The 26,880-nt window shown below is 39.7% G+C and carries 23 protein-coding genes; 8 read left to right on the top strand and 15 right to left on the bottom strand.

The window, feature by feature from the left end; all coding sequences use genetic code 11:
• Positions 1 to 3: 3 nt before the first annotated feature.
• From ACKWCF_RS14100 to ACKWCF_RS14135, 8 genes are read right to left on the bottom strand one after another with little or no spacing between them, the layout of a single operon-like run.
• Entirely contained in the window at positions 4 to 807 is an 804-nt protein-coding gene (locus tag ACKWCF_RS14100) for a FliH/SctL family protein (protein ID WP_409478241.1), read from the bottom strand.
• Positions 794 to 1,828 (bottom strand): flagellar motor switch protein FliG, encoded by a 1,035-nt coding sequence (gene fliG, locus ACKWCF_RS14105; protein WP_409478242.1) that lies wholly within the window; start codon positions 1,826 to 1,828, stop codon positions 794 to 796. Before fliG ends, ACKWCF_RS14100 begins: the two co-directional genes overlap by 14 nt.
• 3 nt (positions 1,829 to 1,831) lie before the next feature.
• Positions 1,832 to 3,481 (bottom strand): flagellar basal-body MS-ring/collar protein FliF, encoded by a 1,650-nt coding sequence (gene fliF / locus ACKWCF_RS14110; RefSeq protein ID WP_409478243.1) that lies wholly within the window; start codon positions 3,479 to 3,481, stop codon positions 1,832 to 1,834.
• Between the two features lies 1 nt (position 3,482).
• A complete protein-coding gene (gene fliE / locus ACKWCF_RS14115; protein WP_409478244.1) occupies positions 3,483 to 3,809 on the bottom strand; it encodes a flagellar hook-basal body complex protein FliE in 327 nt (108 codons plus the stop codon).
• A gap of 55 nt (positions 3,810 to 3,864) precedes the next feature.
• A complete protein-coding gene (gene flgC, locus ACKWCF_RS14120) occupies positions 3,865 to 4,308 on the bottom strand; it encodes a flagellar basal body rod protein FlgC (RefSeq protein WP_409478245.1) in 444 nt (147 codons plus the stop codon).
• Positions 4,308 to 4,679 (bottom strand): flagellar basal body rod protein FlgB, encoded by a 372-nt coding sequence (gene flgB / locus ACKWCF_RS14125; RefSeq protein WP_409478246.1) that lies wholly within the window; start codon positions 4,677 to 4,679, stop codon positions 4,308 to 4,310. Before flgB ends, flgC begins: the two co-directional genes overlap by 1 nt.
• Positions 4,676 to 5,377, bottom strand: a complete 702-nt coding sequence (locus ACKWCF_RS14130) for a helix-turn-helix domain-containing protein (protein ID WP_409478247.1) — start codon at positions 5,375 to 5,377, stop codon at positions 4,676 to 4,678. Before ACKWCF_RS14130 ends, flgB begins: the two co-directional genes overlap by 4 nt.
• Positions 5,374 to 8,205 carry a tetratricopeptide repeat protein gene (locus ACKWCF_RS14135; RefSeq protein WP_409478248.1) on the bottom strand — a complete coding sequence of 944 codons (2,832 nt, stop codon included), beginning with the start codon at positions 8,203 to 8,205 and terminating at the stop codon, positions 5,374 to 5,376. Before ACKWCF_RS14135 ends, ACKWCF_RS14130 begins: the two co-directional genes overlap by 4 nt.
• A 232-nt stretch (positions 8,206 to 8,437) precedes the next feature.
• Here ACKWCF_RS14135 and ACKWCF_RS14140 point away from each other — a divergent pair, with 232 nt between their 5' ends.
• The 4 genes from ACKWCF_RS14140 to ACKWCF_RS14155 are packed head-to-tail and all read left to right on the top strand — an operon-like array spanning position 8,438 to position 11,209.
• A complete protein-coding gene (locus ACKWCF_RS14140; RefSeq protein WP_409478249.1) occupies positions 8,438 to 8,932 on the top strand; it encodes a hypothetical protein in 495 nt (164 codons plus the stop codon).
• Entirely contained in the window at positions 8,929 to 9,726 is a 798-nt protein-coding gene (locus ACKWCF_RS14145) for an MlaE family ABC transporter permease (protein WP_409478250.1), read from the top strand. The genes ACKWCF_RS14140 and ACKWCF_RS14145 overlap by 4 nt, the downstream gene beginning before the upstream one ends.
• Positions 9,717 to 10,448, top strand: a complete 732-nt coding sequence (locus ACKWCF_RS14150) for an ABC transporter ATP-binding protein (protein ID WP_409478251.1) — start codon at positions 9,717 to 9,719, stop codon at positions 10,446 to 10,448. The genes ACKWCF_RS14145 and ACKWCF_RS14150 overlap by 10 nt, the downstream gene beginning before the upstream one ends.
• The gene (locus ACKWCF_RS14155) at positions 10,445 to 11,209 is read left to right on the top strand and encodes an MlaD family protein (protein WP_409478252.1); all 765 of its coding nucleotides are present in this window, start codon (positions 10,445 to 10,447) and stop codon (positions 11,207 to 11,209) included. The genes ACKWCF_RS14150 and ACKWCF_RS14155 overlap by 4 nt, the downstream gene beginning before the upstream one ends.
• 19 nt (positions 11,210 to 11,228) lie before the next feature.
• Here ACKWCF_RS14155 and ACKWCF_RS14160 read toward each other — a convergent pair whose 3' ends face one another.
• The 3 genes from ACKWCF_RS14160 to ACKWCF_RS14170 all read right to left on the bottom strand — a co-directional run bounded on the left by ACKWCF_RS14160 (position 11,229) and on the right by ACKWCF_RS14170 (position 14,606).
• Positions 11,229 to 11,804: a hypothetical protein gene (locus ACKWCF_RS14160; RefSeq protein WP_409478253.1), complete on the bottom strand. Its 576-nt coding sequence runs from the start codon at positions 11,802 to 11,804 to the stop codon at positions 11,229 to 11,231.
• Between the two features lie 184 nt (positions 11,805 to 11,988).
• Positions 11,989 to 14,025, bottom strand: a complete 2,037-nt coding sequence (locus ACKWCF_RS14165; protein ID WP_409478254.1) for a hypothetical protein — start codon at positions 14,023 to 14,025, stop codon at positions 11,989 to 11,991.
• Between the two features lie 161 nt (positions 14,026 to 14,186).
• On the bottom strand, positions 14,187 to 14,606 hold the full coding sequence (locus ACKWCF_RS14170) for a DUF721 domain-containing protein (RefSeq protein ID WP_409478255.1): 420 nt from the start codon (positions 14,604 to 14,606) through the stop codon (positions 14,187 to 14,189).
• A 59-nt stretch (positions 14,607 to 14,665) separates the two neighbouring features.
• On the opposite strand from ACKWCF_RS14170, the gene trmFO reads away from it, so the two are divergent.
• Positions 14,666 to 16,057 (top strand): methylenetetrahydrofolate--tRNA-(uracil(54)-C(5))-methyltransferase (FADH(2)-oxidizing) TrmFO, encoded by a 1,392-nt coding sequence (gene trmFO, locus ACKWCF_RS14175; protein WP_409478256.1) that lies wholly within the window; start codon positions 14,666 to 14,668, stop codon positions 16,055 to 16,057.
• A 131-nt stretch (positions 16,058 to 16,188) separates the two neighbouring features.
• Here trmFO and ACKWCF_RS14180 read toward each other — a convergent pair whose 3' ends face one another.
• Positions 16,189 to 18,783, bottom strand: coding sequence for a hypothetical protein (locus ACKWCF_RS14180; RefSeq protein ID WP_409478257.1), 2,595 nt, complete (start codon positions 18,781 to 18,783; stop codon positions 16,189 to 16,191).
• Between the two features lie 81 nt (positions 18,784 to 18,864).
• Positions 18,865 to 19,479 (bottom strand): thymidine kinase, encoded by a 615-nt coding sequence (locus tag ACKWCF_RS14185; protein WP_409478258.1) that lies wholly within the window; start codon positions 19,477 to 19,479, stop codon positions 18,865 to 18,867.
• Between the two features lie 190 nt (positions 19,480 to 19,669).
• On the opposite strand from ACKWCF_RS14185, the gene ACKWCF_RS14190 reads away from it, so the two are divergent.
• Positions 19,670 to 21,007, top strand: coding sequence for a transglycosylase SLT domain-containing protein (locus ACKWCF_RS14190; protein ID WP_409478259.1), 1,338 nt, complete (start codon positions 19,670 to 19,672; stop codon positions 21,005 to 21,007).
• Here ACKWCF_RS14190 and glmS read toward each other — a convergent pair.
• Positions 20,973 to 22,805, bottom strand: a complete 1,833-nt coding sequence (gene glmS / locus ACKWCF_RS14195) for a glutamine--fructose-6-phosphate transaminase (isomerizing) (RefSeq protein ID WP_409478260.1) — start codon at positions 22,803 to 22,805, stop codon at positions 20,973 to 20,975. The two genes, ACKWCF_RS14190 and glmS, sit on opposite strands and share 35 nt — an antisense overlap.
• Before the next feature lie 3 nt (positions 22,806 to 22,808).
• Positions 22,809 to 24,188: a bifunctional UDP-N-acetylglucosamine diphosphorylase/glucosamine-1-phosphate N-acetyltransferase GlmU gene (gene glmU, locus ACKWCF_RS14200; RefSeq protein ID WP_409478261.1), complete on the bottom strand. Its 1,380-nt coding sequence runs from the start codon at positions 24,186 to 24,188 to the stop codon at positions 22,809 to 22,811.
• 144 nt (positions 24,189 to 24,332) lie between these two features.
• Between glmU and ACKWCF_RS14205 the strand changes: the two genes are divergently transcribed.
• Both ACKWCF_RS14205 and ACKWCF_RS14210 read left to right on the top strand, forming a co-directional pair.
• Positions 24,333 to 25,013, top strand: coding sequence for an HAD family hydrolase (locus ACKWCF_RS14205; protein WP_409478262.1), 681 nt, complete (start codon positions 24,333 to 24,335; stop codon positions 25,011 to 25,013).
• On the top strand, positions 25,001 to 26,812 hold the full coding sequence (locus ACKWCF_RS14210; protein WP_409478263.1) for a histidine kinase dimerization/phospho-acceptor domain-containing protein: 1,812 nt from the start codon (positions 25,001 to 25,003) through the stop codon (positions 26,810 to 26,812). The genes ACKWCF_RS14205 and ACKWCF_RS14210 overlap by 13 nt, the downstream gene beginning before the upstream one ends.
• Positions 26,813 to 26,880: the final 68 nt, after the last annotated feature.

The following is a 26,880-nucleotide window of genomic DNA, read 5'->3' on the forward strand; positions in this document are numbered from 1 at the left end:
GGATTATGTCCCGTCATCGTCTGATGATTCTACTGTGTCTTTAACTTTTGGAATGGCCGCTGATAATTCAGTCCATACTTTTTTGAAACGCTCTTCAATACGTGCATCAATGGCACCGTAATTCGTTTCAACAATACAACCACCTGGTTGAATTTGATCTGAAGCTTGAATACGAACATTTTCTAAAAATTCATATTTTTCATTTTCAGAATTTTTATAAGTTTCTAAAAATTCAACCTGCTCTGGAGCCACTAACACCGTGACTTCTTCTTCAGCCTGGGCTGTATGAATCGCACGACGAATCACTTCGATCACCACTTCTGGTTTTTGTTCGATATGATCATACGCCAATTTTTCAGCGATTTGATAAATCAAATTCATAATGTGAGCTTCATTATTTGAAATTAAATCCGGCTTTAAACTCTCAATGGATTGCAAAGTATCATGTAAAGATAAAAGCCCGTGATTAATTTCGCTGTTTCTTTTTTCTAAAGCAGCGGCATAACCTTCGTCTTTTCCTAAACGGTGACCTTCTTCATAGGCCTGCTTTTGCACTAGCGCAATACGCTCAAGAACTTTTTGTTCAATACGGCTTTCTTCGGATTGCTTTTCAATCTCTTCAACGCCTGTCGTGGCACGCAGAACATCACTTAATACGAAGTCTGCGCCTTTTTTCTTGCGTTCAAGGTAATCTAAGGCCGCTTCTGGAGTACCCAGAACAAATTCACGCGGTTGATATTCCAGCACCGTTTGGTGTTGTGACTCTGGCTTATCATCTTTAGATTTGATCAGATTAGACCATCGCATCTTCCGAGCTTCCTCTTGCAATAATTAATTTACCTTCAGCTTCTAATCTACGCGCAACGTTGACGATATCTTGCTGTGCACCCTCTACGTCTGATAGACGTGCAGGTCCCATATTCGCAAGATCTTCACGTAACATTTCTGCAGCACGAGCTGAGATGTTTTTAAATACTTTAGCTTTGATATCTTCATTTGCTGTTTTAAGAGCAAGTAATAGACGATCATTCGGAACTTCTTTAAGAAGCATTTGAATACCACGGTCGTCGATTTTGGCGATATCTTCGAATACGAACATTAACTTACGAATCTCTTCAGCAAGTAATGGATCTTTTTCTTCTAAGCGTGACATGATTGTTTGTTCAGAAGATTTATCCATAACGTTAAGCATTTCAGCCACCGGCTGAACACCACCAAGAGAAGATTGCTCAACTGTAGAAGTCGCAGCTAATTGATTTTTCAATACGCGGTCGATTTCAGCGATTAACTCTGGATCAACGTTATCTAAGTGGGCCATACGAAGCACAACTTCAGCTTGTAAACCTTCTGGTAAACGTCTTAACACGTCACCTTTTTTCTCTGGCTCTAAATGGGCTAAGATAACTGCCACTGTTTGCGGATGTTCATTCACTAAGAATGTTGATAATGATTTCGCATCAACCATCTCTAATGATTCTAAAGTTCTAGAACTACCTGAAGTGATATTTAAACCACCTAAAATTCCACGCGCACGTTCTTCACCTAAAGCTTCAACGATTGATTCTTTACTCGAAGTGCGGTCAGAGAAAATGAACTCATCAGACTCACTTAAAGTCTCATAGAACTCTTCTAATACACGTTTAGTCACACTGACCGGAACGATTTTAAATTTAGTCATTAAGTGGATTAATCTTCTGATATCAGCGTCATCCATTTTTTTAAACAATACGCCGATAGCCTCTTGGCCTAAATAATTCACTAAGATGGCCGCTTTATCGATACCACGTAGAGAGTCATAATCTAAATTTTCATACTTTGCCACTTTCATAGATTATTCCTTTCTTGCAACCCACATATTAATAGCGCTTGAAGCTTTTTCTTCATCTTTATTCACTAAGTTCATAATACGGTCTTTTAATAACTCAGATTCAGCTTTATCTGGATCCATTGAATCTTGCAGCATCGGTAAGACATTTCCTAAACCAGGTAATGTGTTATCAACCGCTTGTAACTCTTCTAACTCTTCAATTGTACGCGGTAACATATCTTCGACAGAATCTGTGAAAGAATCGGTTACCCATTGCATAAATGGACGTACTACTAAGAAGAAGAAAAGCATTAAAGCAAAACCTAACAAGCCCCATTTAAATAAAGACTGGATAAGTTTTTTCTTTTCTAAGCTAGTCAGTAACATTTCACTTTCAGAAAAATCTTCAACTTTGAATTGGATTGATTCAATTTTTACTGAATCTCCACGTTGAGCCACGAAACCTACCGCTGATTTAACTAAAGATTCATATTTAGCCATCTCTTCAGCAGAGCGTGGTACCCACTTCGTTGTGGTTTTGCCGTCAGCACCAGTTTCAGTCACATTTGTACCGTCAACTAGCACAGCTACGCTGATTTTTTCAACGCCGCCAGCAGCTTCGCGCACGTTACGTACAGTTTTTGGAACTTCATACATAACTGTTTTTAATTCTTTTCTTACATCTTGTTTAAAACCAACTTGGCCATTGTTGTCTTCAGCACCCGGAATATTGCCACGAGAGCCTGGAACACCTGTTGGATTTGTACGAGCGCCATCTAACGATTCTTCATTCGTTGTCATACTTTTCGTAGCTGTTTTATCTGGATCAATGATTTCTTCTACTGAAGATACCACTTTGTGGTTAATCGTCGCATCAACTTTAGTTACGATACGGCCAGCGCCCACAACTTTAGATAAAATAGAATCAATTCTTTCTTCTAAATCTTTTTCAACTTGTGATTTAAGCTCCATGATTTCATTTGAAGCTCCTAAAGCACCGTCAGTTTTTTTAGATAGCATTCTACCGTGTTCGTCTAAGACAGTTACTTTTTCTGGGTCCATGCCTTCAACAGCATTGGCTATTAAGTATCTGATACCGCGAACTTGGTCAGGAGATAATTGTTTTCCTGAATTTAACGCGACAACAACCGACGCTGATGGCGGTGTTGATTCTTCCATAATCGTTTTCTTTTGTGGAAGAGCTAAAATCACTTTTGACTGCTTTACAGCTGTCAAAGTGTTAATCGCACGCATTAACTCGCCTTGAAGGGCACGTTGGTAATTAATTTTTTGCGAATATGAATTAACTCCGAAACTTTCTTTTTCGAAAATCTCTAAGCCAATGCTACCCATGTTAGTTGAACCAACTTCAGTAGATAATTGCATTAATGTCGCATGTAAGAATTCTTTTGGTACTGTGATCGTAGAACCATCTTCTAATACACGGTAAGGGATTTGTTTTGCATTTAACTTACCGATGATCACAGGAACTTGGTCAGCCGCCACGTTTTTGAATAAAACTTCATAGTCTTTACCTGAAGCCATAAAAAACACTAAGCCTGTCGCCATCACTACGGCTAAACCCGAAGCAACAAACGCCATACGCTTAGTCGGACCAAGCGATTTATAGAACTCATTTAATTGTGCAATTAAACCACCAAACAACTTCCCCACATTACACCTGCATTCTCATAATTTCTTGGTAAGCATCAATGATCTTATTTCTAACTTGCACCATTGTACGTAATGCGATGTCAGCTTTTTCAGCCGCTAACATTACACCGGCAACATCATCTGTTTTTCCAGTCGCAAGTTCTTGCGCTTTAACATCAGATTCTTTTTGCAACTCATTCACTTGGCCAATGGCTTCAGTTAATGTATCTGCAAAAGATTTTCCAGCTTCATTTGTTTGTGCTGTTTGATTTAAATCGGCTGCTGAACCGACACGCGTGCCGCCAGCCTCGATAAATCTGTTCGCATTTGAGATGTTTAAACCGTCCATGGTTACTCCCAATTTTTAGGGTCCCGGCAATATTTGCTCGGGGTTATTAGTTTAATTATCTACCAATTTCCAGTGCACTTAAAGCCATATCTTTAGTTGCTTGTACGGCCTGTACGTTAGCCTCGTAGGACCGTGTAGCTTGTATCATGTTGGTCATTTCTTCCATCAAGTTGATATTCGGATAAGCTACAAAACCCTCTTCATTGGCATCAGCGTGGCCTGGCTCATATTTCATGATAGGACCGCGTTTATCGTAAACTACGTCAGTGACCTGGACCCGGCTAAAATCTTTTGTCGGATCATTAACCCCAACGATGTCTCCAAACGTCTTACCGTCCGGCATCGCCTCAAAAACCACGTCCTTACGGCGGTACGGGCCACCTTCAGGAGTTTTCGTCGTATTAATATTGGCAATGTTAGAAGAAATCGTATTCATGCGCGTACGTTGCGCTGCCATACCACTTCCGCTAATTCTAAAGCCCGATAAAAAATCTGACATTAGTTACCTCCGCCAATCGCGTATTTCAGCGCCGCCATTTTTTTATTAATTAATTGCAAAGCCGATTTATACAAAATCGAGTTTTCTGCCAAGGCAGACATCTCTTTTTCCATATCCACCGTGTTGCCATCGTTACTCACAGCGGCTTCTGGGTTATCGTAAACTTCAGCCGTTACCGGTAAAGCTCCACCGTCTGTTCCGCCAAGCTCTAGAGATTTTGCTAAAGCTTCTTCAAATTCCACTTTTTGCGCTTTGTAACCAGGTGTTTCGTGATTGGCGATATTACTTGCCGTCACATTGTGTCTGATTTGGCGCATGCGGATCGAAGTTGCAAGAGCATCTGTCGTTGAATCGAACAACTTACTACTCATAGGTAACCCTCCTGGCGATATTGGTTTAATTTATTTCTTAAAGTACGAATAGAAATTCCAAGAATCTCGGCTGCTTTAGTTCTATTTTGCTGAGCAAAAAATAACGTTTGCAAAATGTACTGGCGCTCTACGTTTTCTAATTTTAAGCCCACCGAAAATTGTAAATCGCGGTTAACTTCTGTTAAAGCTAAGTCTTCAGGTTCGATCACGTTTTTCTCGCAGGCATTTACCGCTTGCTCCATCACGCGCTCTAGCTCTGGAAATTCACCTGGCCAGCCGTAAGCTAAGATTTTTTCTTTAGCTTTTTCAGAAATCATAATGCGGCCTTTGCCATTCATTAAAGCGTGAACTTGAATATGAAATTCAGCTAAGGCGATTAAATCTTCTTTTCTTTCAGATAAAGACGGCATTTGAATTACTAAAATATCTTTATCAGTTTTTACATCAACCATGTCTTGGCAAATATAAATTTTCTGATCTTCAATAATTGATAATTCAGCCGATTCAACGATTTCGTAAGAAGCTAAGGCGCCATACATCTTCTTTAAGTGTAACGCTAACGTTTTACGACCTGAGCCCGCAGCACCAGAAATAACTACGGTCTTATATTGACCGATTGCCGGGTTACCAAGTTGTACCATTAAGTTGATCATCGTTTGTGAACTGCAGTTCACTGAATTAAATTCAGCAAAACTCATTTTGCATCCTCCGCGTTTTCAGACTTCGACATTGCTGGAATACGTTTTAAATATTTTTTATTTTCTTCATTCCAAGTAGAATCACGCATTTTGTTCTGCGCTAACTGGCTCCAAAAGTTTGATTCTTTGCCTTTGATATCTTCCCAGATATCTTTGGCTTTTTTCATTTCACCCTGGTTGAAATACAATTCGCCTAATTTGTATCTGTAAGAAGCTAATGCTTCTTTACTTTCAAACTTCTGTAGTAGATCAGAGATCGTTTTAATCGCTAAATCAGTTTTCTTTTCATTCATCGCCACATCAGATAGCTTTTTGTAAGCTTCTAATTTGTATTTATCAGACACTTTACTATTAATAAGATCAGATAATTGCTCGATCGCTAATTCAGGTTGTTTACGCTTAATTTCTAAATCAGCTAAGTGAATCATGCTTGGCGCTAATAATTCAGACTTATCTTTCCAGATTTTAGTTAGCTCAGATAAATAACGAACAGCTGCATTTAATTCGCCTTTTTTCTCGTATAATAAGGCTGCATAGTGTACGCGGTTAATCTGATCTTGCGCTGATAAAGCATCTGGATTTTGAATGCTTTGCATTTTTTCGTACGATTCTTGAAAACGGCCATCTTCATACAAACATTGTGCTTGCATTAAGCGGATCACATCTTCAGTCGGTATATCCTGGTTAGTGCGAATCGCATTAGAAATTGCATCGTCACCTAATAAACTAATTTGCTTACGAACTTTATCGTATTGTTTTAAAGCTGTGTTGTACGAACCTGCAGCTTGGTAAGCTTTGGCTACGTAAAAATTTGTATCAATACGCGGCTGTGTCTTTAACCAAGTGTCAGCGTATTTTTTGTAAGTTTTAAGAACTTTTTCAAAATCATCTTTTGAAGAGTACTCTTTCATTTGATCGTTGATGTTACGTAAAATACGTAATGTCACTTGGTATGAATCCGGTTTATTCGGCTCTTGCTGATAGAACTGAGTTAAGATATCTATCGCTTTACCGAATTCTTTGCGGCGAGCATAACCATCAGCTAACATTGTTGTTTTAAATTGCTGAATGTCATCTAAGTTAGATTTCTCTGCTAACTCGTTCATCTTAGCAATGGTCTCTTTAACCTCTTGCTCTTTCATCGCTTTCATACGCGTACTTAACATATGAAGACGGGCCACCACTGTTTTAGGGTTATCACCGTAACGAAAGTGTGTTTCTAAAAAAGCACCCACTGATTTAGATTGGTCAGCACCTAAGATTTCTAACAATTCACCTACGCGAGTTAAAGCGTAAGGTGCATAATCATGAGCTGGATAACGTTGCACGAATTCTAAAGCTTCTTTGTGTGAAAGCTCTGGCTTTTTTAAACGGAATAAAGCTTCCATTCTATTAAAGTGAGAATTTGGGAACAACTGCGAAAATTTTGGATATTTTTTGAAAGCTATATCAAAAGCATCAACCGCTTCTGTGTATTTACCTTGATGAAAATAAAAATCGCCACGACGGTAAGCTGCTTCAGCACGAGTCATGTCGTTTTTCGTTGTTTTTTCAACGTCGTCTAAAAGTTTTAAGCCATCATCTAACTTATTCGCATTTAACATCGCCAGAGCTAAGCCAAGTTTAGCATATTCTTGCGATGGGCGGCCCTTGTAAGCCGGGTTTTCAATATGCGCATTTAATCTTCTAACCGCAGCTAAGTAATCTTTTTTATCTAAGTTTAAAAAGCCCAATAATAATGAAGTACGTTCATTTAATTTAGACTGTGGGTATTCTGACATGGCTTTTGAGTAAAACTGAATACCTTCTTCGAAGTATTTAGCATCGCCCGTTTCGCGCCATAATTGAATGTGCGAATCGCCATTCATAAAAAGAATTTGTTCCAGATAAACCGATTTAGGAAATTTCTTTTCAAACCATTCCGTGGTTTTCTTTAAAACCATCGTTCTTTTACGGTCAAAAAGAACTTTTAAAAGTCGGGCTTGTTTATTTTCGTCAAAATTAGCTTCTTGAATTTCATATTGTGCCGGATTAGCTTTCATCGCTGTCCAGAAGTTCATTTCATGGCTTAACATCGGAAAACGTAAATAGTAGTTAGCTAAACCCTTGATGATCGCATTTTTTTTAATTTCGATTTCTTTGATTTTAAAACGGTGAAACTTTTCATCACCACCATCAAATAAACCTGATTTAAGATCGATATCTTGCTCAACAAAAGTTAAAATGCCGTTATCATCCTGAATTTTTAAAGTATCCGCCGCTGGAAAACGTGAAGGGCTTTGATGTTTAGCCGAATTTGCGGCCACTTTGCCTGGATTGCTTCCAGCTTTTTTAGCTTTGCTGTCTTTTTTAATCGGTCTTCCGTCTTTATCTAAAGTGGCTTCTTCAGCGTAAGCGCCACCTTTAGTATCTGGAGCTTTAATACGCTCATCGTTTTTATAGAAATCGACAACAAGCTTTGAAGGCTGATCTGTTAAATAGTCAAAAGCATCGATCGTATCGTTCATTAAAACGAATTCGATCACCGTAAAGCCATCTAAGCCTTTAGGAACAACTTTGACATCTTTAACAAACGGGTTTTGAATCGCTTTTAAATTACGCGTAGAGTTTTCATCCAGACCTTTGACCTGAAGCTGAATCTTAACGTTTTTACCGTCTTGAATACGCTTTAAATCGTAGTCCCAATTTTTCTGCCCGGTCACTTCAAAGTTTAACGTGTCGCCTTGAATTTTTAAGCCGGTTTGCATATTCGCAGACCAAGACTTAGGTAATAAAATTCCCCAGATGACAACCGTTGCAGTAAATAGATTTAGAAAATGCTTTTTCATCAAATATTGAACAAAGCATTTCAAGTGCCATGATGCCACTTTCGTGGTTAGCGGTTTTATTTCAGGCTAGGCAAAAAAATCCTTGAACACCGTCAACTTGTTGTCGGTGGCGTCAGTGATGACATCACTAGACCTGTTTAGTTCGGGTGTTTAACGCGCGACAATTTCTGCGGTCTAGCCAGACTAGACCTAAAGGTAGACTCTAGGTGTTTTGCTCTCTATAATTTTGTGAATGAACCTCTTTTCTAAATTGTTATTATCATTTGCGATTTTGCTTTTAATTCCGGGATGTATTTCCAATATTTTCAAGGAACCAAAACCAACCTTTTCAAACGAAGTTTTGCTTCCTGAATTTAATTCTGATTTTAATCAATTAAACGATAACGTTTACCCGGCGTGGAAAAACAAAAGCACAGGTAATGTGATTTCAATGGTTTCTGACTGTAACGAAGGAAATTTTTCTTTAAAATCTATTCACAGCTTAATGAGTGACTCATTAGATCTGGTTAAAGTTCTTGAAGAAAAACCAACAACTTTAAACGGCCGCAAGTCTTATTACAAAGTGGTTCGCGGTGAAATTGAAGGTAAAGCGATTGAAATTCAGTCGTACTCTTTGCAGCATAACAAATGCACTTACGTCACTTCTTTGGCGGGAAACCCAGAGAAGATTAAGTTAAATCAAGAACACTTTAAAAATTTTCTACAAAAGATTGATTTTAAAAAATGAGTGAACAATTAGACCTGTCTCAAGCTATAGCTAAGCGTTTCCAGGAACCATTAGAGTTTCTGGGCGGCGTCGCTATTTTAGCAAAAGACACGTTTAATGAAATGCGCACGCGTCCTTTTTATGGCTCATTGTTAATTGATCAGATTTATTTAGTGGGCGTTAAGTCTTTACCGTTAATCTTAATCACAGCGCTTTCAACAGGTATGGTGATGTCGCTGCAATACGGTTTAGGTTTAGAAAAATTCGGCGGAAAACCCTACGTTCCCCGTTTAGTGGCTTCAACGATTCTTCGTGAAATGGGCCCGGTATTTACCTCGTTAATGTTAGCGGCTCGTGTGGGCGCCGGAATGGCCAGCGAAATCGGCTCTATGGTTGTAACCCAGCAGATTGATGCGATTCGCGCACTCGGAACTTCTCCGATTAAAAAGATTGTTATTCCACGAGTCTTAGCTTGTTTAATTGTTCTGCCATTACTGGTGAGTATCGCCAACTTAGTGGGTAACTTAGGTGGTTTAGTTGTTGGATCTGCTGAATTAAGCTTAGATGCGCAGTTTTATTACCGTCGTGTTTTAGAAACTTCAAATTTAAAAGATTACTTAGCAGGCTTTGGTAAAACATTTTTCTTTGCGATCTTTATCGCGATGCCATCTTGCTATTTCGGCCTAAATGTCAAAAACGGAACCAAAGAAGTTGGTATCGCAACAACTAAAGCCGTTGTAACAGCTTCATTATTAATTCTTGTCGGCGATTTCTTCTTATCAAAATTATTCTGGGTGATTGAACAATGGCTTTAATCGATGTGATTAACTTTAGAAAATCTTTCGGCCCCAAAGTGATTCACCAAGACGTAAGCTTCTACGTAAGAAAAGGTGAATGCCTGGGGTTAGTCGGCGGTTCTGGAGCCGGTAAATCGGTTATTCTAAGAAGTCTTATCGGTTTAGAAAAACCTGACTCAGGACAAATTCTGATTGATGGCGTAGACATTACTCCGTTTAACGAAAAAGAGTTAATTCCCATTCGTAAAAAAGTGGCTTATGCCTTTCAAGGTGGCGCTCTTTTTGACTCGATGACTGTTTATGAAAATTTAGCCTACCCGCTACGCGCGCACACTGATCTAGCTGAACCGGCTATTGCTGATAAAATTCATCATCAATTAGCTGAATTCGGTTTAGAAAAATCAATTAATCTTTATCCTGGAGAATTATCTGGTGGTATGCAAAAGCGCATCGGTTTAGCCCGTGCCGTGATTATGCAACCAGATATTATTCTTTATGACGAACCAACAGCAGGTCTTGATCCGCACAATACTAAAAAAATTCAAGAACTGATTCTGCGTCTTAAAGCTACGGGCGTAACGGCTATTCTGGTAACTCATGACATTCCGACAGCGATGGCGGTTTGTGATAAATTCGCGTTTTTAAAAGATAAAGTCATTGCAGAACAGGGCACGATTGACCAATTAAAAAGCCGCGACAACAGCCTGATTCAACAATTTATTGAGGGTAACATCTTATGACAAAAATCAAAGTCGGTGCATTCTTAGCGTTAGGCATCTTAGTTCTAGTAGTTTCAGTTTTCATGTTAGGGTCTAATAAATCTATTTTTCAAAACTCTTACAGCATCAGCACTTACTTTGATTCCGTTCAGGGTTTAAATAATGGCGCCGTAGTTTCATTAGCCGGTGTAAAAATCGGTAACGTTGAATCTATTGAGTACGATCAAGATAAAAACTTAGTTCAAGTGGTGTTCTTAATGGATTCAACTTACGCTAAAAAAATTAAAACAGACTCGATCGTAGAAATCAGAACCCAAGGAGCTTTAGGAGATAAGTTCTTATACATTACTCCGGGCACAGCGGGCGAACCGGTACAAAACCGCGGCGAACTAAAAGCCGAATACGGAAACGACATCTTAGCGGTATTAAGCAAGCGTGGTAATGAAAGTGAAAAGCTATTTGATACGATAAATAACTTAAATTCGATCGTTAAAGGCTTAGCTGAACAAAACAAATTACCCAGCCTGATCAACAAATTAGATCAGGCCGCCGGTAACTTAAACGAATCATCTGTTAAAATAAAACAAGCGTTCGCTGGTAACCGTCTCGAAAAATCGATGGTTAAAATGGATAATATCCTAGAGAAAATCGACAACGGCCAAGGCACTTTAGGAGCCTTAATAAACGACCGCTCAATTCACGACAGATTAAAATCAATCCTTGGCGCCGGACAAAAACAGCAACAAGTCAAATCCATCATCAAATCTTCAGTTGAAGAATAACCACTCTGTGGGGTATCGGTCACGAACTCCATAATTGCTGCCAATGATACACTGAAAGCCCTCGTAACCGCTCTTTTTGGTAGGGAATCACACCGGTCACTTCTTTTTCATTCAGTTGAATATAGTTTCTAACTGTTAAGTAAGCTTTCCACCCATGCACAACCCGCGTAAACGGGCGAAATTTCCAAACTTTCATAAATTTCTTCTTGCTGGGGGTATCGGTCACTTCACGAACTAAGTTCGCCTTCTGATATTCTTGCGCTATCTGTCCGGCAACAACCCTTAGAAAGTGATGAGACATCGCCCGGCGAGGAACACGAATATTTAAATGAATGTGATCAAAGTTAACCGAACACTGTTCTACTTTAATAAAAAATCTTTTCGCGTAACGATCAATAATTCTTTTAACCAACTTATAAGTTCGCGGGGATCTTAAGTTTAGTTTCAATGCCGTTTTGTCGGCTTTAAAAACCACATGATGCGGTTTTCGTGTAGACAACGGGCGATACTGACGGCCTTTTCGTAACTGACGAAGGCTTCCGCCGTGACTGTGGTTTAAGTTATATTTTATAAGTTGATGATTTATGTGACCCATACCCCCGCTGAGTTGCAAAAGCGTGGGACTATTTAACTCGCAAGTACTTGAGTATGAGTGCTGCCGAGTTCGGATCTCGCCAAACAAACCCGGATATTTCAAAAACCAATAAAAAAGCCCACGTTTTTAAACGTAGGCTTTTGAAGTGACCGATACCCATCCGACGAGGGAAAGGTAGTTAAGGTTACTTGATGTAGATATCTGTGTATGTTGAATACGATGGGCGAACTTTCGCTGTTACATTTCTTGGTGTTAAACCAGGAAACTTGATCGCCATTCTTACCGGTACACCGTCATTTAACTGCGCACGGGCTTGAGCGCTGTTAGAATCTTTTGGCCAAGCACGTCCTAAGAAGAATAATCTTACTACGCGTGAATCGTTGTACTCTTTAACGATCGCGTATGAGTTCATAATCTCTTTTGAACGAGCGATTTGGTTGGCGTAAAGGTCGCCTGGATTATCTAGGCGATTTTCTAAACGAGCCTTATCAGAACCTTGGTGTTTACCTGTGTTATATCCAAAAGTGATATTTTTTAAGATCTTTTCGGGAGACGATAAGTCACCTTTATAAGATTTAGGTAAACGGATGTTCATCACTAATACGTATGAACCCATTTCAGAGCGAAGTTTTTCATTCTCGTTGTAGCGGTCAGAATCTAATTCAACACCGAAGTATTTGTTCACTAAACGTTGGTTACAAGCGATACGACCGGCTTCACAGTTCGTTAAGGTTTCGATCACGTGTTTGAAGTTCGGGTGCTTACAAGTTTCTGGCTTAATACACTCTTTATTCATGATCACAACGTCTACGCCTAACGATTTATCAAACTTACTTAAACCTCCAGCTAAAGCATCGCCTACCGGAGCTAAGATACCTGATAAACCATCAATCGCAGGTAAAACTGTCGCGTGCATGTTTTCAACAAAGATTTCACGAGACGGAATATTGATACTACGTTGTAAATCAGCTGTATTCACATAGCTTGATTCGGCAACTGGTTTAGCTTCATTACCCGGAGTTTCTACGTAGTATAAGAAATCTGCCGTAGCACCTGGGCTGAACACCGGACCATCTGTTTCACGGCGTTTATTACCAGAGAAAATAGTCACAAGCTGTTCATTTACTTTTCTGTACTCTTCAGATTGGAAACCATTACAAGTAAGACCTGCATCTGATTTACCTAAGCATGGGAATACACCCACGATGGATGTCCAACGCGCACGGTATTTTGTGCGGTATTGATCTAACATTAAGTGAGAAATACGGTTTACACGAAGTTCATTGATCACATCTGAAGTTAAACGCATGTGATTCATTTCACTTGGATTTACATTACCCACAGATTTCATCACTTTAGTTAAACCCGATACAACCATTGAAGGAACGCTTTGGACGTTTTTAACGATGATGTTGTTCGCTACACTGTTTACCGAAGCACAAGTTGCGATTAACGCATTTCTTACGGCACGGTCATTCATTTCTTTTTGCGTGTAAACTTTTTTATCGTCGCCCCAAACTTTTTCTTTAGCGCCTTCGTATAAGTTTGACCAGAAACCTTTACCTTGTGTGATGCCATGAATAGCTTGATCGTCACAGAACGCTTTCGCTTTAGGTAATACTTTGTGAATTTCAGCTAAGCTTCCGTTCTCTAAAAATGACCAACCAAGTTCTGCATCCACCGAACCCCAGTAAACCGGGCCAAGACCAACTACGTTTTCAACACGAGCTACGTAGCTTTGAACTTTGGCTGCATCTTCGGCGTTGTACGCCATTGATGGGTGAAATTTAAAGTTAAACATTGAATCGTAATACCAAGTCATCGCCATCTGACCACCCATTGAGTAAGCCAAGATCGAGATTTTATCCTCTGGTCCTAATTCAGGAATTAAAGCGTCTTTGCCATCATTACCTAAGATAAAGTCTTTATTAAATTTATCAGCGATTAAGTGCGGCTCCCAATCGATACCTTTTTCTTTATCGTTAACCGCCGCACCTACTGGGTAAGTCCAATTAAAAAGAACATATTCATACGCCGGATCGATTTGTTTTAGCGTATCACCGACGAACTGGTGAAACTCACCGTACGATTCAGCATTACCACGCACCCCGTGCATTGTGATGATGTAATGTTTTTTTGTCGTAGAACTTGGTGAACGTAACCCCAAATATGAACACGACGAGATGAATGCAACCAGCACAAGCGATAGCAATAGCTTCATAGTTTCTCCATGAAATGTTTTAATAAAACTTTTAGCGCATAAAAATGCGCGTCTTATTCAGTATATGCGTTTGTGTTTGGATAAAAAGTCCAGAAAGCCGCACAGGTGCTCACGGCGAGAGTGTCACGACTATGGTCGGTACGATGACACAGACGACTTAGCTATTTTTTAATAAATTTTTGTAAGTTGTTTTTGAAATCTTGGTTGTTTGATTGCGGAACATTTTTACGATCCATAGTCACACGAATCTCTTTAACCATGTTCGAAGCATACTTTTGATTAATGGTGTTTTTTATAGTCTCAGACATAAAACTAATCTGTGTTAGCCAAGTCGAGTTTTTTACCCATAAAGTCAGAACACCCTGATGAAACGATACCGGCTCACAGCATTGCGCTGTTGTAGGACCTACCACTTCGCTCCAGTTCATCCACAGCTTCCAACGTGAAAACTGATCGGCCATATGATCAATGCCTGAATCCTGTTTTTTACCGCCCACAGACTTCTCATTACGGCCTGAAAGCAGGCTCTGAAGCACTTCTGCGCTGGTTTTAAATTTAGGCTTACGATCGTTTTCTCTCACAGTAAAACCCTATCCTATCCGCTTGCTTTTTGCGAAGGGAAAGCTTAGTTTTCGCATCTATGCAAAAAGATTATAATGGCATTCGCCTTCAGCAAAACATTACCGTCGTCGGTGCTGGCTTAGCGGGCAGCGAGTGTGCTCTACAACTGGCCGATTTGGGATACAAAGTCGATTTAATCGAGATGAGAGGCGTTAAACAAACACCCGCTCATAAAACAGAAAATTTTGCAGAACTTGTGTGCTCGAATTCTTTTGGCAGCATGGGCGAAGTTTCAGCCCCCGGCCAATTAAAATGGGAAGCACAAAAATTAAATTCACATATTTTAAAACAAGCCAAAGAAGCTTTTGTTCCTGCGGGCCAAGCCTTAGGAATCGACCGTGAACGCTTTGCCCAAGCTGTCACTGACGAAGTTGCAAAACACCCAAATATCACTATTAAACGCGAAGTGGTCACTTCACTGGATCAGATTCCCCGCCCCGCAGTTATTGCCACAGGTCCGTTAACTGACGAAGGCTTAGCTGAAAGTTTACAAAAACATTTCGGTGATGAGTTTTTATATTTCTTCGATGCGATCGCCCCGATTATCGACGCTGATAGTATCAATACCGACATCGCGTGGAAAGCCAACCGCTACGATAAAGTCGCTGAAAGTGTCGATGCCTCTCGCGGTGATTATTACAACTGCCCGATGGATAAAGACCAGTACAACGCTTTTATCCAAGCGATCACTGACGCCAGAAAAATCGAACCTAAACATTTTGAAACCACAGAATTTTTCGAAGGCTGTATGCCGATTGAAGTGATGGTTGAACGTGGCCCACAAACTTTACGTTTTGGCCCGATGAAGCCGGTGGGCTTAGATAATCCAAAAACCGGAAGATACCCTTATGCGGTTGTTCAGCTTCGCCAAGATAACAAAGAAGGTACGGCGTACAATATCGTGGGTTTTCAAACCCGCATGGCTTACGGCGAACAAACAAAAGTATTTCGTATGATTCCAGGCTTAGAAAACGCCGAGTTTTTAAAACTGGGAAGCATTCACAGAAACATGTTCATCAATTCACCGAAGCGTTTAAATAAAGACCTTTCCAGCAAAAACGACCCTTTGTTATTTTTCGCAGGTCAGATTACGGGTGTTGAAGGTTACTTTGAATCAACATGCATCGGCTTATTAGTGGCTAAATTTTTACATCAAAAATTATCAGATAAACCATTCACACCACCTCCGCGTGAATCGGCTTTAGGTTCGTTACTTGAAGCGATCACAGATGAATATAGAATTGATAACTTTCAACCAACAAATATCAACTTCGGGCTTTTACCGCCGTTAGATGCAGCGTCTTTAGACGAAGATACAAAAAAACAATTAAAGCGCGATAAAAAATTAAAAAAGACCCTACAAATAAAAAAAGCCCAAGACGCGTTATCAGCCTGGGCCCAATCTATCTAATTCAACTCTGACGGCACGATGCCGTCAGAAAGGCCGTCCAGGAAGGGCAACCAGCGCAGCGGCCAAAAAATAAAAAAAACCAGGAAGTTTTCACCGCCTGGGTTTTATGATTTTTATGTCAAAATCTCAAATTATAAAACTTTGAATAAATCATCGAATGAATTCGATAGATCATTCATTTCGTTTTCTAACCATTGCTCTTCATGATTATTAGCACCTTTAGGGCCATTATCATAAGCTTCAACTTGCTTGAATTCTTTACGGAAGTTCAAGATACGGTAAGTATCAACAGAGATACGTTGGCCGATATCGTCGATTGTTTTTAACATTTCCTGGATACGTTCTGGAGAGAAACGTGATTGACGGATATCAGTCGCATTCATCACACCTGATTTGTTAGGATCAGCCGCATTATGGCAGCTAGATTTTTTATCCCAACGGCAGATCATTGCACCTAAGATCATGTTGTTTTCAGCTTTTAACTGAGCCGCTTGCATGAACGAGTATTCATTCGTTAAGTTTTTAGTTTTACGGCTATCACCGATGATACGATCGATGAATGCTGTGTACTCACGGTTAAGATCATGAGCGTTTCTGATGAATACAGCATTGTTTGTATCCATTGCGTACGAACGAGCATCCGCATTCGCAGAACCGATAATCATGTCATCACCTAATAATGATAATTTAGTATGTAAAGATACACCTAAACCCGCACCTTCAGCGTTGTACTCATAGTATTCTAAAGTCGGGAAGAAACGACGTTCATTGTTTTTCTTAGCGTACTGTTGAAGACCTTGGTAACGGCTAAATAATTGGTTCATTTGGTAACGGGCGAAAATGTTGATCACATTTAAGTCTGTTGTAGCAAATGAGTTTGTTAATAAAGTTACACGTACGCGTGAACAATCACCGTAGTCACCATTTAACATTTTAGCTAATTTGTGGATTAAACCAGATGGCATGAATAAGTAAGCTGTATGCATTACAACACGAACATCTTTGTTTTGTTTTTTAGAAACGTAACAAGCGTTCTCTAAACCGCGGTACCATAAACCGTGGATATGCTTGTTGTAAAATCTTTCGCCACCGATTGTTGAACCGGCACGACGAACGATATCTTCGTCTTTTTTAGCTTTTACGTTAAATGAAGTATTTTCTACGTAGTAAACTTCAGAAGTACGTAAATCGTTAGCTGATAATTTGTTAACATCAGCAGACCAAGAAGCACCTTTTACATTATCACGTAACGTTTTTTTACCGTTACGAGCGTAGTTATTATTGTAGTTTTGAGCTGCTTCGATCATAGAAGCTTTTTGAGCTGCAACACGTTGTTGTAAAGAGATGTATTTAGCAGAAGCTTTCATACCCGCTTTAACACAAGATTCCATGCTTTGAGTTAACTTGCCCGATTGAGCTTGCGCCATACAACCAGCAGCCGCTTCACCTAAAGCTTCGTTATTAGCCGATAAATCTAAAGGCATTACACGTTGAACTTCAGATAATGGAGCAACCATTTCACGGAAGTTAAACGTTCTATCAAAAGATTTTTCAACAGAAGCTGTACCACCCGGAGCTGTTTCAGCGCGGAAGTCAGTATCCATGAAGATATATTTACCTTTTGGTTTTGCGCCTGCTTTAACCGGGATACGAGATTTCATGTGGTATGAATCTTCGATATTACGGCCACCTAATTGGAACTCACGACCATCAACCGCTACTAACTTATGATGCGTGTAATCTGTTAAGTGATCCCACTCTTGCGCGTGAGTTGTTTTCTTACCTGGTAATGTTTCTCTTTCAGAAGCTAGAGGAATACGGCCAGATAATTCATTTACGATTGGATTTAACTCTTCACCGTACATGAACATAGCGATCGTTAATTTAATCATCGCACCGATATTACCTTTAACTTTAGCATCGAAGTAAAGTTTTAAGAATTCCATCATGCGAGCCATATCTTCTTCAGAAGTTTCAGCACCGCTTGATTTTAATTTAGCCGGATCGATTTGAGCGCCTAAACCTAAAGCCACTTTCATCGGAACAGCATTTTTGCTGTAAAGACCTGCTAAGAATAAGCTAGAGAAGAACGTAGGCTGAGCTAAGTTCATTTTCGCCATAGCAGCGTCTTTAGATTTTTTGCAAGTGTCAGATTTTGGATTTGCAACTTCAGGACATGGTAATGTCATGTAAACCGCATCAGACTGAATACGGATTGATGGGAAGTTGTAGAAACGAACATCGATGTTTCCACGGCCTTCTTGAACCATCATTTGGAATAAATCTAATTTTGAATAGCTTGTAATAAAGTCTACTAATAAGCTAACTTTCACACCTGACTGAGCTTTTTTGATTAACTCAGAAGTGATCACAGAAGAAGAATCGTCATCCGCATAAATAAAGTATGACATACGGATTGAACGCGTCGCTGATCTGATCATGTTTACTTTAGAATCAAACGCCGCATCGTTATCGATAAGAACTTCACCTTCTGTTAAAGCTAATTTTCCAGAAGTTGCACGCTTTAAGATATCTTCTGTATCTAATTCACGGGCACGTGTGTTTCCGCTGAAATCTTCAGTTTTAGTTCTGAATAGGTCAGCAATATCACTCCAGAAATCTGCAGCGATTTCACGATCAGGTCCTTTTTGTGCTGATATACAAGATACAACACCCACTGATAGAGCTAGCGATAAACTTGCTAGCACTAAAAACTTTTTGTTCATAATAAAAATCCCCTTGTCTTATAAAAATAAGCAGACTTTTTTATTCTAGAACAATGTTTGAATGTTTAAAGATGATTATTGTTAAACAATACCAATATCTGTGTCTAAACTCGACTTAGGTATAACAACGTTAACTGTAGTGTTCAAAATCACTGGACTAAAGTGCAGACGACAACGAGCTTCGTAGTTATCTTGCGATCCAATTTCAACTTGCGAAGAACTGCCACGTAACTTTTGCGTATAGCTTGCTAAGCTTCCGCAAACCGTACAAATTGCACGTGGTTTAGTAACTTCTTCAGCAATTGCCATCAGAGTAGGAATTGGTTCGAACGGTTGACCTTTCCAATCCATATCTAAGCCTGCAATGATCACGCGAAGGCCGCGAGCTGCAAGGTCTTTAGCAATTTGTACGAAATCTTGAGTTAAAAATTGGCCTTCATCAAAACCTACAACTTGCGTGTCAGGTTTTAAATGATTCCAAACATCGTGAATTGATTTAAGCGGAATCGCTTGCATCATTGTTTGATCATGAGAAGAAACATTTGTTTCATGATAACGGTTATCTAAGGCCGGCTTGAACATCTGAGTTTTTTGCTTTGCGAACTGGGCTCGGCGAACACGTTTGATAAGTTCCTCAGTTTTTCCGCTGTACATAGACCCCGCGACAACTTCAATCCACCCTAATTGCATAGACATTTCCCCTCTTGAAACATCCAAATTCTCACAGGTAATTTTCGAAGTTTCCAGAAGGAAATTTTTGCACGACGTGTCTGAAAATCGGTGAAAAGCCCTATAGCAGCTCTCAGTGCCAATATAAGCGACACGTGCATTTTGTAATTTTTTTGGGTGCCTTGAGAGTGAAAAATGCACTAAAAACGCCTGATAAATGAAGATTAAATCTTTAGCTTTTACCCTAGTGCTGTTCTTTTCGACATTAGTGATTTTTATCACCAATGGCTGTCACGGGGTCTATTTAGACGAATCCAAAGCCGCTTCTGGTGTGGCTCAGACGACCGTTCACATTGGTCTTCACCGCGACCGCGCGGGCAAATCGTTAGATGAAGCTTTAGTAAAATCATTTATCAAAGATTACGGTTTAAAAGCTGAAATTCATAATTACGCCTCTTTTGAAGAATTAAATTCTGACTTTGAAAATAACAAAATTGAAATGGCCATTACACGCACATCGTCTCGCCATACCCGTTCATTTTCATTACAAAGCCCGGCTTACGATGATTTGCAAATTTCTTTATTCTGCAAAAACAGTGAAAATATCTCGCAGGTTTTTATTCCGGCTAAATTAGCCTTCGCACAAAAAGAATTCTTAATAGCAGCGCCTGATTTACAAGACCGTATCACAGTGGTTGATGGTTCTTTTGAATCTATCGCTGAAAAGTCGTACCAAATTAAAAACTCTTGTTTTATGGCTGAAAGTAAATTCAGTAAAACAAGCCAAGTTGAAAATAAAAAATATGCGAAAGCCTGGACAAGCGAAAACATCTATCCGCTGGCTTGGCTCATCAATAAAGACGCCAATGACTTAAATAAACTTGTACAAATCTGGTTTCAAAAGTTAATCCGCGAAAATAGAATGGTGCGCTTTAAAGACCAGTACGATGCGCCTTTCTTTAAGATGTCGTTGTTAGAGTACAAACACTTTAAAAACGACGTAAAAACCAAACTTCCGCAATGGAAGAAAGTTTTCGTTAAGTACTCTGAAAAATACCAAGTGCCTTGGTTATTAATCGCAGCCGTCGCCTACCAAGAATCACGTTGGGAATCAGAAGCGACAAGTTATACCGGCGTTAAAGGCTTTATGCAGTTAACATCACAAACAGCCCAGCATTTAGGTATTGCAGACCGCGAAGACCCGATTCAAAGTATTCAAGGTGGCTCGTATTACCTGCAATACCTGTATGACAAGATGCCAACAAAGATCACGCACTTCGAGCGCTGGATTCAAGCCTTAGCGTCTTATAACATCGGCTACGCACACTTACGCGATATTCACAGATTAGCGCAAGCTCGCTCAATGGACCCGTATCGTTGGAAGAATTTAAAAGTCTTGTTGCCTGAAAAAGAGAACGACGAAAATTTAGATATTTTTATTTATGGTTTAGCCCGTGGCGAAGAAACGGTCGACTTTATCGACAACGTTCTTATGTACCACGAGGCTTTAACACATCTTTTTACTCAACCGTTACCGACTTCGCGAGATTTCTAGGTTGATCCACATCGTAACCCAAATGATCTGCTAAGTGGTAAGACATCAATTGTAATGGCACAACGGCTACTAATGGATTTGTTGTCCATAGAGCTGCTGGAAGCGATAAATAAAATTCAGACATTGATTTTAAGGCTGCATTTTCACCCGTACCGATAGAAATAATTTTTCCACCGCGCGCTTTAGCTTCTTGTAAATTAGAGATCGTTTTATCGATCAAATCATCACTTGGAGCCACAACCACGATCGCCATTTTCTCGTCGATTAACGCTAAAGGCCCGTGCTTCATTTCGCCAGCGGCATAACCTTCGGCGTGCATATAAGCTAATTCTTTAAGTTTTAAAGCGCCTTCTAAAGCGATCGGAAAGCTAACACCACGGCCTAGGTATAAGAAACCTTTGAATTCGCCAAGTTTTGAAGCCGCTTCGTTAAAGTATTTATCGTAAGATAAAACTGTTTCCATTTGGCTTGGCACTGCTAATAAAGCTTTTACGATTTCTTTCTCTGATACCGGAGAAATTCCACCGCGCGCTTTAGCGATTTGTACCGCTAAGATATTTAATAACGACAATGTGCTTGTGAAAGCTTTCGTACTTGCTACACCGACTTCTACGCCTGTATTCATGTACATGTGACCCATAGCTTCGCGGTCAATTGTTGAATGCGCTACATTCGTGATTGAAAGCGTTTTAGCGCCATGTTCTTTAGCTAAACGAATCGCCGCTAATGTATCTGCTGTTTCACCTGATTGTGAAATAGTAATCACTAATGTGTTTTCTGGTAAAATCGGTTTACGGTAGCGAAATTCAGAAGCGATATCTGTTTCAACGGGAATTTTCGCAATCTGTTCGATCAGGTATTTGCCCACCATCGCTGCGTAATAACTTGTACCGCAGGCAATGAAAAATACGCGGTCGATTTTTTTATACATTTCAGCTGTATCGTAACCGATGTTTTTCATCAGCACAGAATGTGTATCTGTATCAATATACGGAGCAATCGCTTGGGCTACCGCTCTTGGTTGTTCATAGATTTCTTTAAGCATGAAATGCTTGTAACCCATTTTTTCAACCTGATCGGCAGACCAATCAACTGTTACGATTTCTTTTTTAAGAACATCGCCTTTTTGACTTAAGAACTGAACTGAACCGTTATTAATATGAACGATTTCGCGGTCGTTTAAATAAACGAATTTTTTCGTGTGCTTGATTGCTGCTTGTACGTCAGAAACCACGAAAAATTCTTTTTCGCCGATACCCACGATTAATGGTGGACCATCTTTGAAAGCGATTAATTCGTTCGGAGATTTTTCCCACATTACTAAAATTGAGAAAGCACCTACGATTTTATTTAAAGTGTTTTTTACTGATTGAAGTAAGTTGTGAGTTTTCTGGATATCTTCCCAGATTAAGTGCGCCACTAATTCTGAATCTGTATCAGATTTAATTTCAGCACCTTTTTTTAATAACTCTTCTTTGATTTCTAAATAATTCTCGATAATACCGTTGTGAACAATGCTGATTTCGCCAACTTGGTGAGGATGGGCATTACGTTCAACCGGAGCACCGTGAGTGGCCCAACGAGTGTGGCCGATACCTAAGTGACCGTTAAAGTGTTCAGAAACGATTTTGTCTTCTAGGTTTTTTAATTTACCTTCGGCACGCACGCGTTTTGTTTTGCCGTCATGAATAACAGCAATACCCGCACTGTCGTAACCACGGTATTCAAGTTTTTTTAAACCATCGATAATAATATTTTTAGGTTCTTGAGGGCCTAAGTAGCCAACGATTCCACACATATACTAATCCTTTTTTGCGGGCGTAAATTTTTTCGCGTAGCCTTCTTTATTTTCTTGCTTCGCGCGACCAATAGCTAATGCTCCATCAGGTACGTTTTTCGTAACTGTCGTGCCCGATGCAATAATCGCATCATGGCCAACTTCAACCGGAGCTACTAATTGGCTGTCACTGCCTACGAATACACGGTCTTTAATTACCGTTTTATATTTTTTACGATCAGCCGCATAGTTACACGTGATTGTACCGCAGCCGATGTTTACATCTTCACCAATTTCAGCATCACCTAAGTACGTTAAATGCCCGGCTTTTGATTTTTTGCCGAAGTTAACTTTCTTAAGTTCAACGAAATTTCCGATTTGCGCTTGTTCACCGATTGTTGTGTCGGGGCGAATTCGGGCATAAGGTCCCAATTTGGCCTGTGATTTTATCACCGCCGATTCGATATAAGTTCCCGCTTTAATTTGAACGCCATCTTGTAAAATAGCTTCAGAAATAAACGCGTTTGGTTCAATCACACAGAAAGGGCCCACCGCTGTTTTACCGCGAATAAAAACATTCGGGTAAATCACGCTGCCAGCACCAACAACAACTGTTTCTTCGATGTATGTTGAATTCGGATCTAAGATAATCACACCTTCAGCCATAAGCTGTTGGCATTTTTGCATATACACATACTTTGTGGCTTCTGCTAACTCAACTTGGTTATTTACACCGTGAGAAACGTGTTTGTTTTTAGTCACGATGGCATCAACGGCACATTTGTTATCTAACGCGATTGAAATTAAATCTGTTAAATAAAATTCGCCTTTAGAGTTGTTATTTTTAATTTGTGGTAAAAACTTTTTAAGTAACGCCGCTTTCACAACGTACATACCAGTGTTTACTTCTTTGATTTTTAAAGTTTCAGCTGAAGCGTCTTTGGCTTCAACGATCGCTTTAAGCTGATTACCTTGACGAACGATACGACCGAATTCTTTGGCATTATCTAATTCAACCGACACAACCGCTAAATCTAATTTGCGTTCGCGGAAGTCAGTTAAAAAACCTTTGATATCTTCAGCGGTGATTAAAGGGTGGTCGCCATTTAAAATAATAACGTCACCTTCGATGGAATCTACTTGCGCCGATTTAACAGCGTCGCCTGTGCCTAGTTGTTTTTCTTGCACATACGTCGCAACACCTAAAGGCTCTACTACAGATTTTACTAAGTTATTGCCGTGACCAACCACCAGACGAATTTCTTCGATCTCAGCTTTTAAACATTGGCTTAAAATACGAACGATCATCGGCTGCCCAGAAACCGGGTGTAACACCTTTGGTAGAGGGCTTTTCATGCGTGTGCCTTGGCCGCCAGCTAAAATAATTGCAGTAGTTTTAGTCATAGACTCCTCAAAACAATAATACCTATGTCTTCGACATAAGATCATATTTATTTCGTTGCGTTTCGTCAGCCAAATTCTTTTTTAGAACTAGGCAAATTGTGACTTTGCAGGCACAGTTATTGTTAAAGGATTGTGGAATATTAAATGGGAATTCGCTCGATAGCTTTTGATTTAGACGACACTTTACTAGACACCACTGGGCTTCTGGTGCCTCAAGCCTCGCAGGATGCTTTTCAGATCCTGATCGAGGCTGGTCTTCGTTTAGATTTAAAAACCTGCGAAGAGCACCGTCTAAGTTTAATCCGTACTATTTCCCACAAAGACGTATTTAAGAAATTAGCTCATGAATACGGCACTGCAGCTACACAAGCCGCTGTCGAGCTAGCAAACAAGGCTTTTTATCACCCCCGCTTACCTGAAAAGTTAGACCTTTTACCGGGCGCTTTAGACAATCTAAATCTGCTGCAAAAAAAGTATAACTTGTACTTAGTGACGGCCGGTTTTCAAGATGCCCAAGCCGCAAAAATTAAAAGCTTAGGTATTGCTGATTATTTTAAAAAAGTATTTGTCGTAAACAGCTTAAATTCTGAAAAAAAATTCACCGCTTTTAAAATGATTTTAGAAGGCGATAGCATCAAGCCCGATGAATTACTTTGCATTGGCAATTCATTATCATCAGAAATTAAAGACGCCCGCCAAATCGGTGCTTGGGCTTGTTATTTTGAATTTGGTGAAGACCGCGGTTCAGTTCCTAAAGAGCCTGAATTTCAACCACACTTTCATATCAAAACCCATCAGGAGTTAATTGCCGCATGCCAACTTTAGAGTGTCGTGTCGCCGTTGCCTCGCCGAATCACACACTTGATGGATTAATCCAAAATGGTTTTGCTTACTCTTTACTTGAATCCCCTTACCTGAAATCAGTCGATCACAAAGTCAGTACCGATATTTTAATCGTCGGTGAAAAACAATTACCAGATCTAGCTAAGGTTCGCTCGCAGATTAATTTTAATTACTGCTATCTGGTGTTTGAAAATGAACAAGCGCAAGTGAGCGCTGATTTATATAATCAATTTAAGCCCGATCAGGTTTTAAATAAAAATGAACTGACTGAAAAATTAGTTTTTACCCAGCTTGAAAATTTAGACTTACAAAGACAAAACGAAGCTAAAAGACGTTTAACATCTGAATTGATCGATCAAGACCAACAGATCAAAGCTTCGTTACGCCAACAGATTTTTCAAGACCAGCAAGAGCTGATCGACCGCAGACAAAAAATCTTAGAGGTCAATAACCGTATCGAATCTTTGCGTAAGATTTTATTCAGTCTTTCTGAAGAAAACGATGTGACCCGCATCGAAACTTTACTGAACGAGTTATTACCTCAAGCCACAGCGGCCACGTGGATTAAAATTATTCCTGATTACTTAGCTGAAAACTTTGAAAAAGACTTACAGACGCAACTGCCTAGCTTTTTTGTAAAGAAGCAGTGCTCGAAGTATTATATTTATTTTATGAAAGGCAATAACCGCCCCTTCAGAAGCTCTGATAACGAAATGTTTCAGAAAGTGTCTGATGCCCTTCATTTTAATTTAGCTAAGGCTGAATCGCTAAGTGAACAACAGCACTTAGAAAAAATTGTCTCGACCGCGTTTAACTCAACGGCCTACCCGCTTCTGGTGGTTAACAAAGACTACCGTATTTTAGAATCCAACAAAGCTTTTCACCGTTACCCGGTTAAAAGTGAAAATCCTAAATGTTATGAAGTGATGTTTAACCGCGAATCACCGTGCGTGGGCTGTAAATTCGGCACAAACTTTCAAGTGCAAACGCAGACTGAAACAACAACGACATTTCACAATGTGCAATCACAGCGTTTAGCGGGCCATGAAGACCGCAACAGCCACTGGGTGCATTTTTACGTAGATATCACTGAAGAAAAAATGCTCGAACAACGTCTTAGCCAAACAGCGAAGATGAAAGAGCTAGGCCTTATTTCTTCATCAATTGCGCATGAATTAAACAATCCACTGGGTGGAATCATTTCTTACATTCAAATTCTTCAGATGGAGTTAAATAAAGAACATCCTCTGCAAGGTGAATTAAAAGATATGAATATGGCCGCCCAGCGTATGAAGCAGATTATTGAAAATCTTCTGATCTTCTCGCGCCGTCCGTATACGCAAGAAAAAGAAAACATTCTTTTTAAAGATTTACTTTTAGAATCGTTAAAAATGAATGAGTTGGCGTTTAAGATTGAAAACATCAAGGTGGTGCAGAATTTAGATCAAATCACTGATTCCATCACGGTTTCACGCTCAAACTTTCGCGATTCATTAAACCTTATTTTTAACTTTTTTATTGAAGGCCTAAGACGCGTGCGCTTGCAGAAAAATACGCAGACCGGATTGATAGAGGTAAAATTTTCCCAGGACCAAATCAACTTTCATTTAGACTTACAGTCCAACATCGGACCGCTGAACGATGAACAAAAGAACAAGAATATATACTTTCTGGTGATTCATAAGTCCTTAATAGATCAAGGGTTTCAAGTAGAATTAACCGAACCGAATGCCTCGTGGGTCGCAATGCGTATGACTTTACCGAAGGCTAGTCGCAGTTAATTTGTTAAGAAAAATGCATAAAAATTAGCAGCACGACTCGGCCTTCCAAAGTCCTGAAATGCAGTCCT

Source organism: Pseudobdellovibrio sp. HCB154 (assembly GCF_046267985.1).
GTDB lineage: Bacteria > Bdellovibrionota > Bdellovibrionia > Bdellovibrionales > Bdellovibrionaceae > Pseudobdellovibrio.

Coding starts and splice junctions, on each gene's coding strand:
- glmU (WP_409478261.1), bottom strand. CDS start 24,188: ATGACTAAAACTACTGCAATTATTTTAGCTGGCGGCCAAGGCACACGC.
- ACKWCF_RS14160 (WP_409478253.1), bottom strand. CDS start 11,804: ATGGGTCACATAAATCATCAACTTATAAAATATAACTTAAACCACAGT.
- ACKWCF_RS14145 (WP_409478250.1), top strand. CDS start 8,929: ATGAGTGAACAATTAGACCTGTCTCAAGCTATAGCTAAGCGTTTCCAG.
- flgB (WP_409478246.1), bottom strand. CDS start 4,679: ATGAGTAGTAAGTTGTTCGATTCAACGACAGATGCTCTTGCAACTTCG.
- ACKWCF_RS14205 (WP_409478262.1), top strand. CDS start 24,333: ATGGGAATTCGCTCGATAGCTTTTGATTTAGACGACACTTTACTAGAC.
- ACKWCF_RS14185 (WP_409478258.1), bottom strand. CDS start 19,479: ATGTCTATGCAATTAGGGTGGATTGAAGTTGTCGCGGGGTCTATGTAC.
- ACKWCF_RS14140 (WP_409478249.1), top strand. CDS start 8,438: ATGAACCTCTTTTCTAAATTGTTATTATCATTTGCGATTTTGCTTTTA.
- flgC (WP_409478245.1), bottom strand. CDS start 4,308: ATGTCAGATTTTTTATCGGGCTTTAGAATTAGCGGAAGTGGTATGGCA.
- ACKWCF_RS14150 (WP_409478251.1), top strand. CDS start 9,717: ATGGCTTTAATCGATGTGATTAACTTTAGAAAATCTTTCGGCCCCAAA.
- glmS (WP_409478260.1), bottom strand. CDS start 22,805: ATGTGTGGAATCGTTGGCTACTTAGGCCCTCAAGAACCTAAAAATATT.
- ACKWCF_RS14130 (WP_409478247.1), bottom strand. CDS start 5,377: ATGAGTTTTGCTGAATTTAATTCAGTGAACTGCAGTTCACAAACGATG.
- ACKWCF_RS14210 (WP_409478263.1), top strand. CDS start 25,001: ATGCCAACTTTAGAGTGTCGTGTCGCCGTTGCCTCGCCGAATCACACA.
- ACKWCF_RS14165 (WP_409478254.1), bottom strand. CDS start 14,025: ATGAAGCTATTGCTATCGCTTGTGCTGGTTGCATTCATCTCGTCGTGT.
- trmFO (WP_409478256.1), top strand. CDS start 14,666: ATGCAAAAAGATTATAATGGCATTCGCCTTCAGCAAAACATTACCGTC.
- ACKWCF_RS14135 (WP_409478248.1), bottom strand. CDS start 8,205: ATGAAAAAGCATTTTCTAAATCTATTTACTGCAACGGTTGTCATCTGG.
- ACKWCF_RS14100 (WP_409478241.1), bottom strand. CDS start 807: ATGCGATGGTCTAATCTGATCAAATCTAAAGATGATAAGCCAGAGTCA.
- ACKWCF_RS14190 (WP_409478259.1), top strand. CDS start 19,670: ATGAAGATTAAATCTTTAGCTTTTACCCTAGTGCTGTTCTTTTCGACA.
- fliG (WP_409478242.1), bottom strand. CDS start 1,828: ATGAAAGTGGCAAAGTATGAAAATTTAGATTATGACTCTCTACGTGGT.
- ACKWCF_RS14155 (WP_409478252.1), top strand. CDS start 10,445: ATGACAAAAATCAAAGTCGGTGCATTCTTAGCGTTAGGCATCTTAGTT.
- ACKWCF_RS14180 (WP_409478257.1), bottom strand. CDS start 18,783: ATGAACAAAAAGTTTTTAGTGCTAGCAAGTTTATCGCTAGCTCTATCA.
- fliE (WP_409478244.1), bottom strand. CDS start 3,809: ATGGACGGTTTAAACATCTCAAATGCGAACAGATTTATCGAGGCTGGC.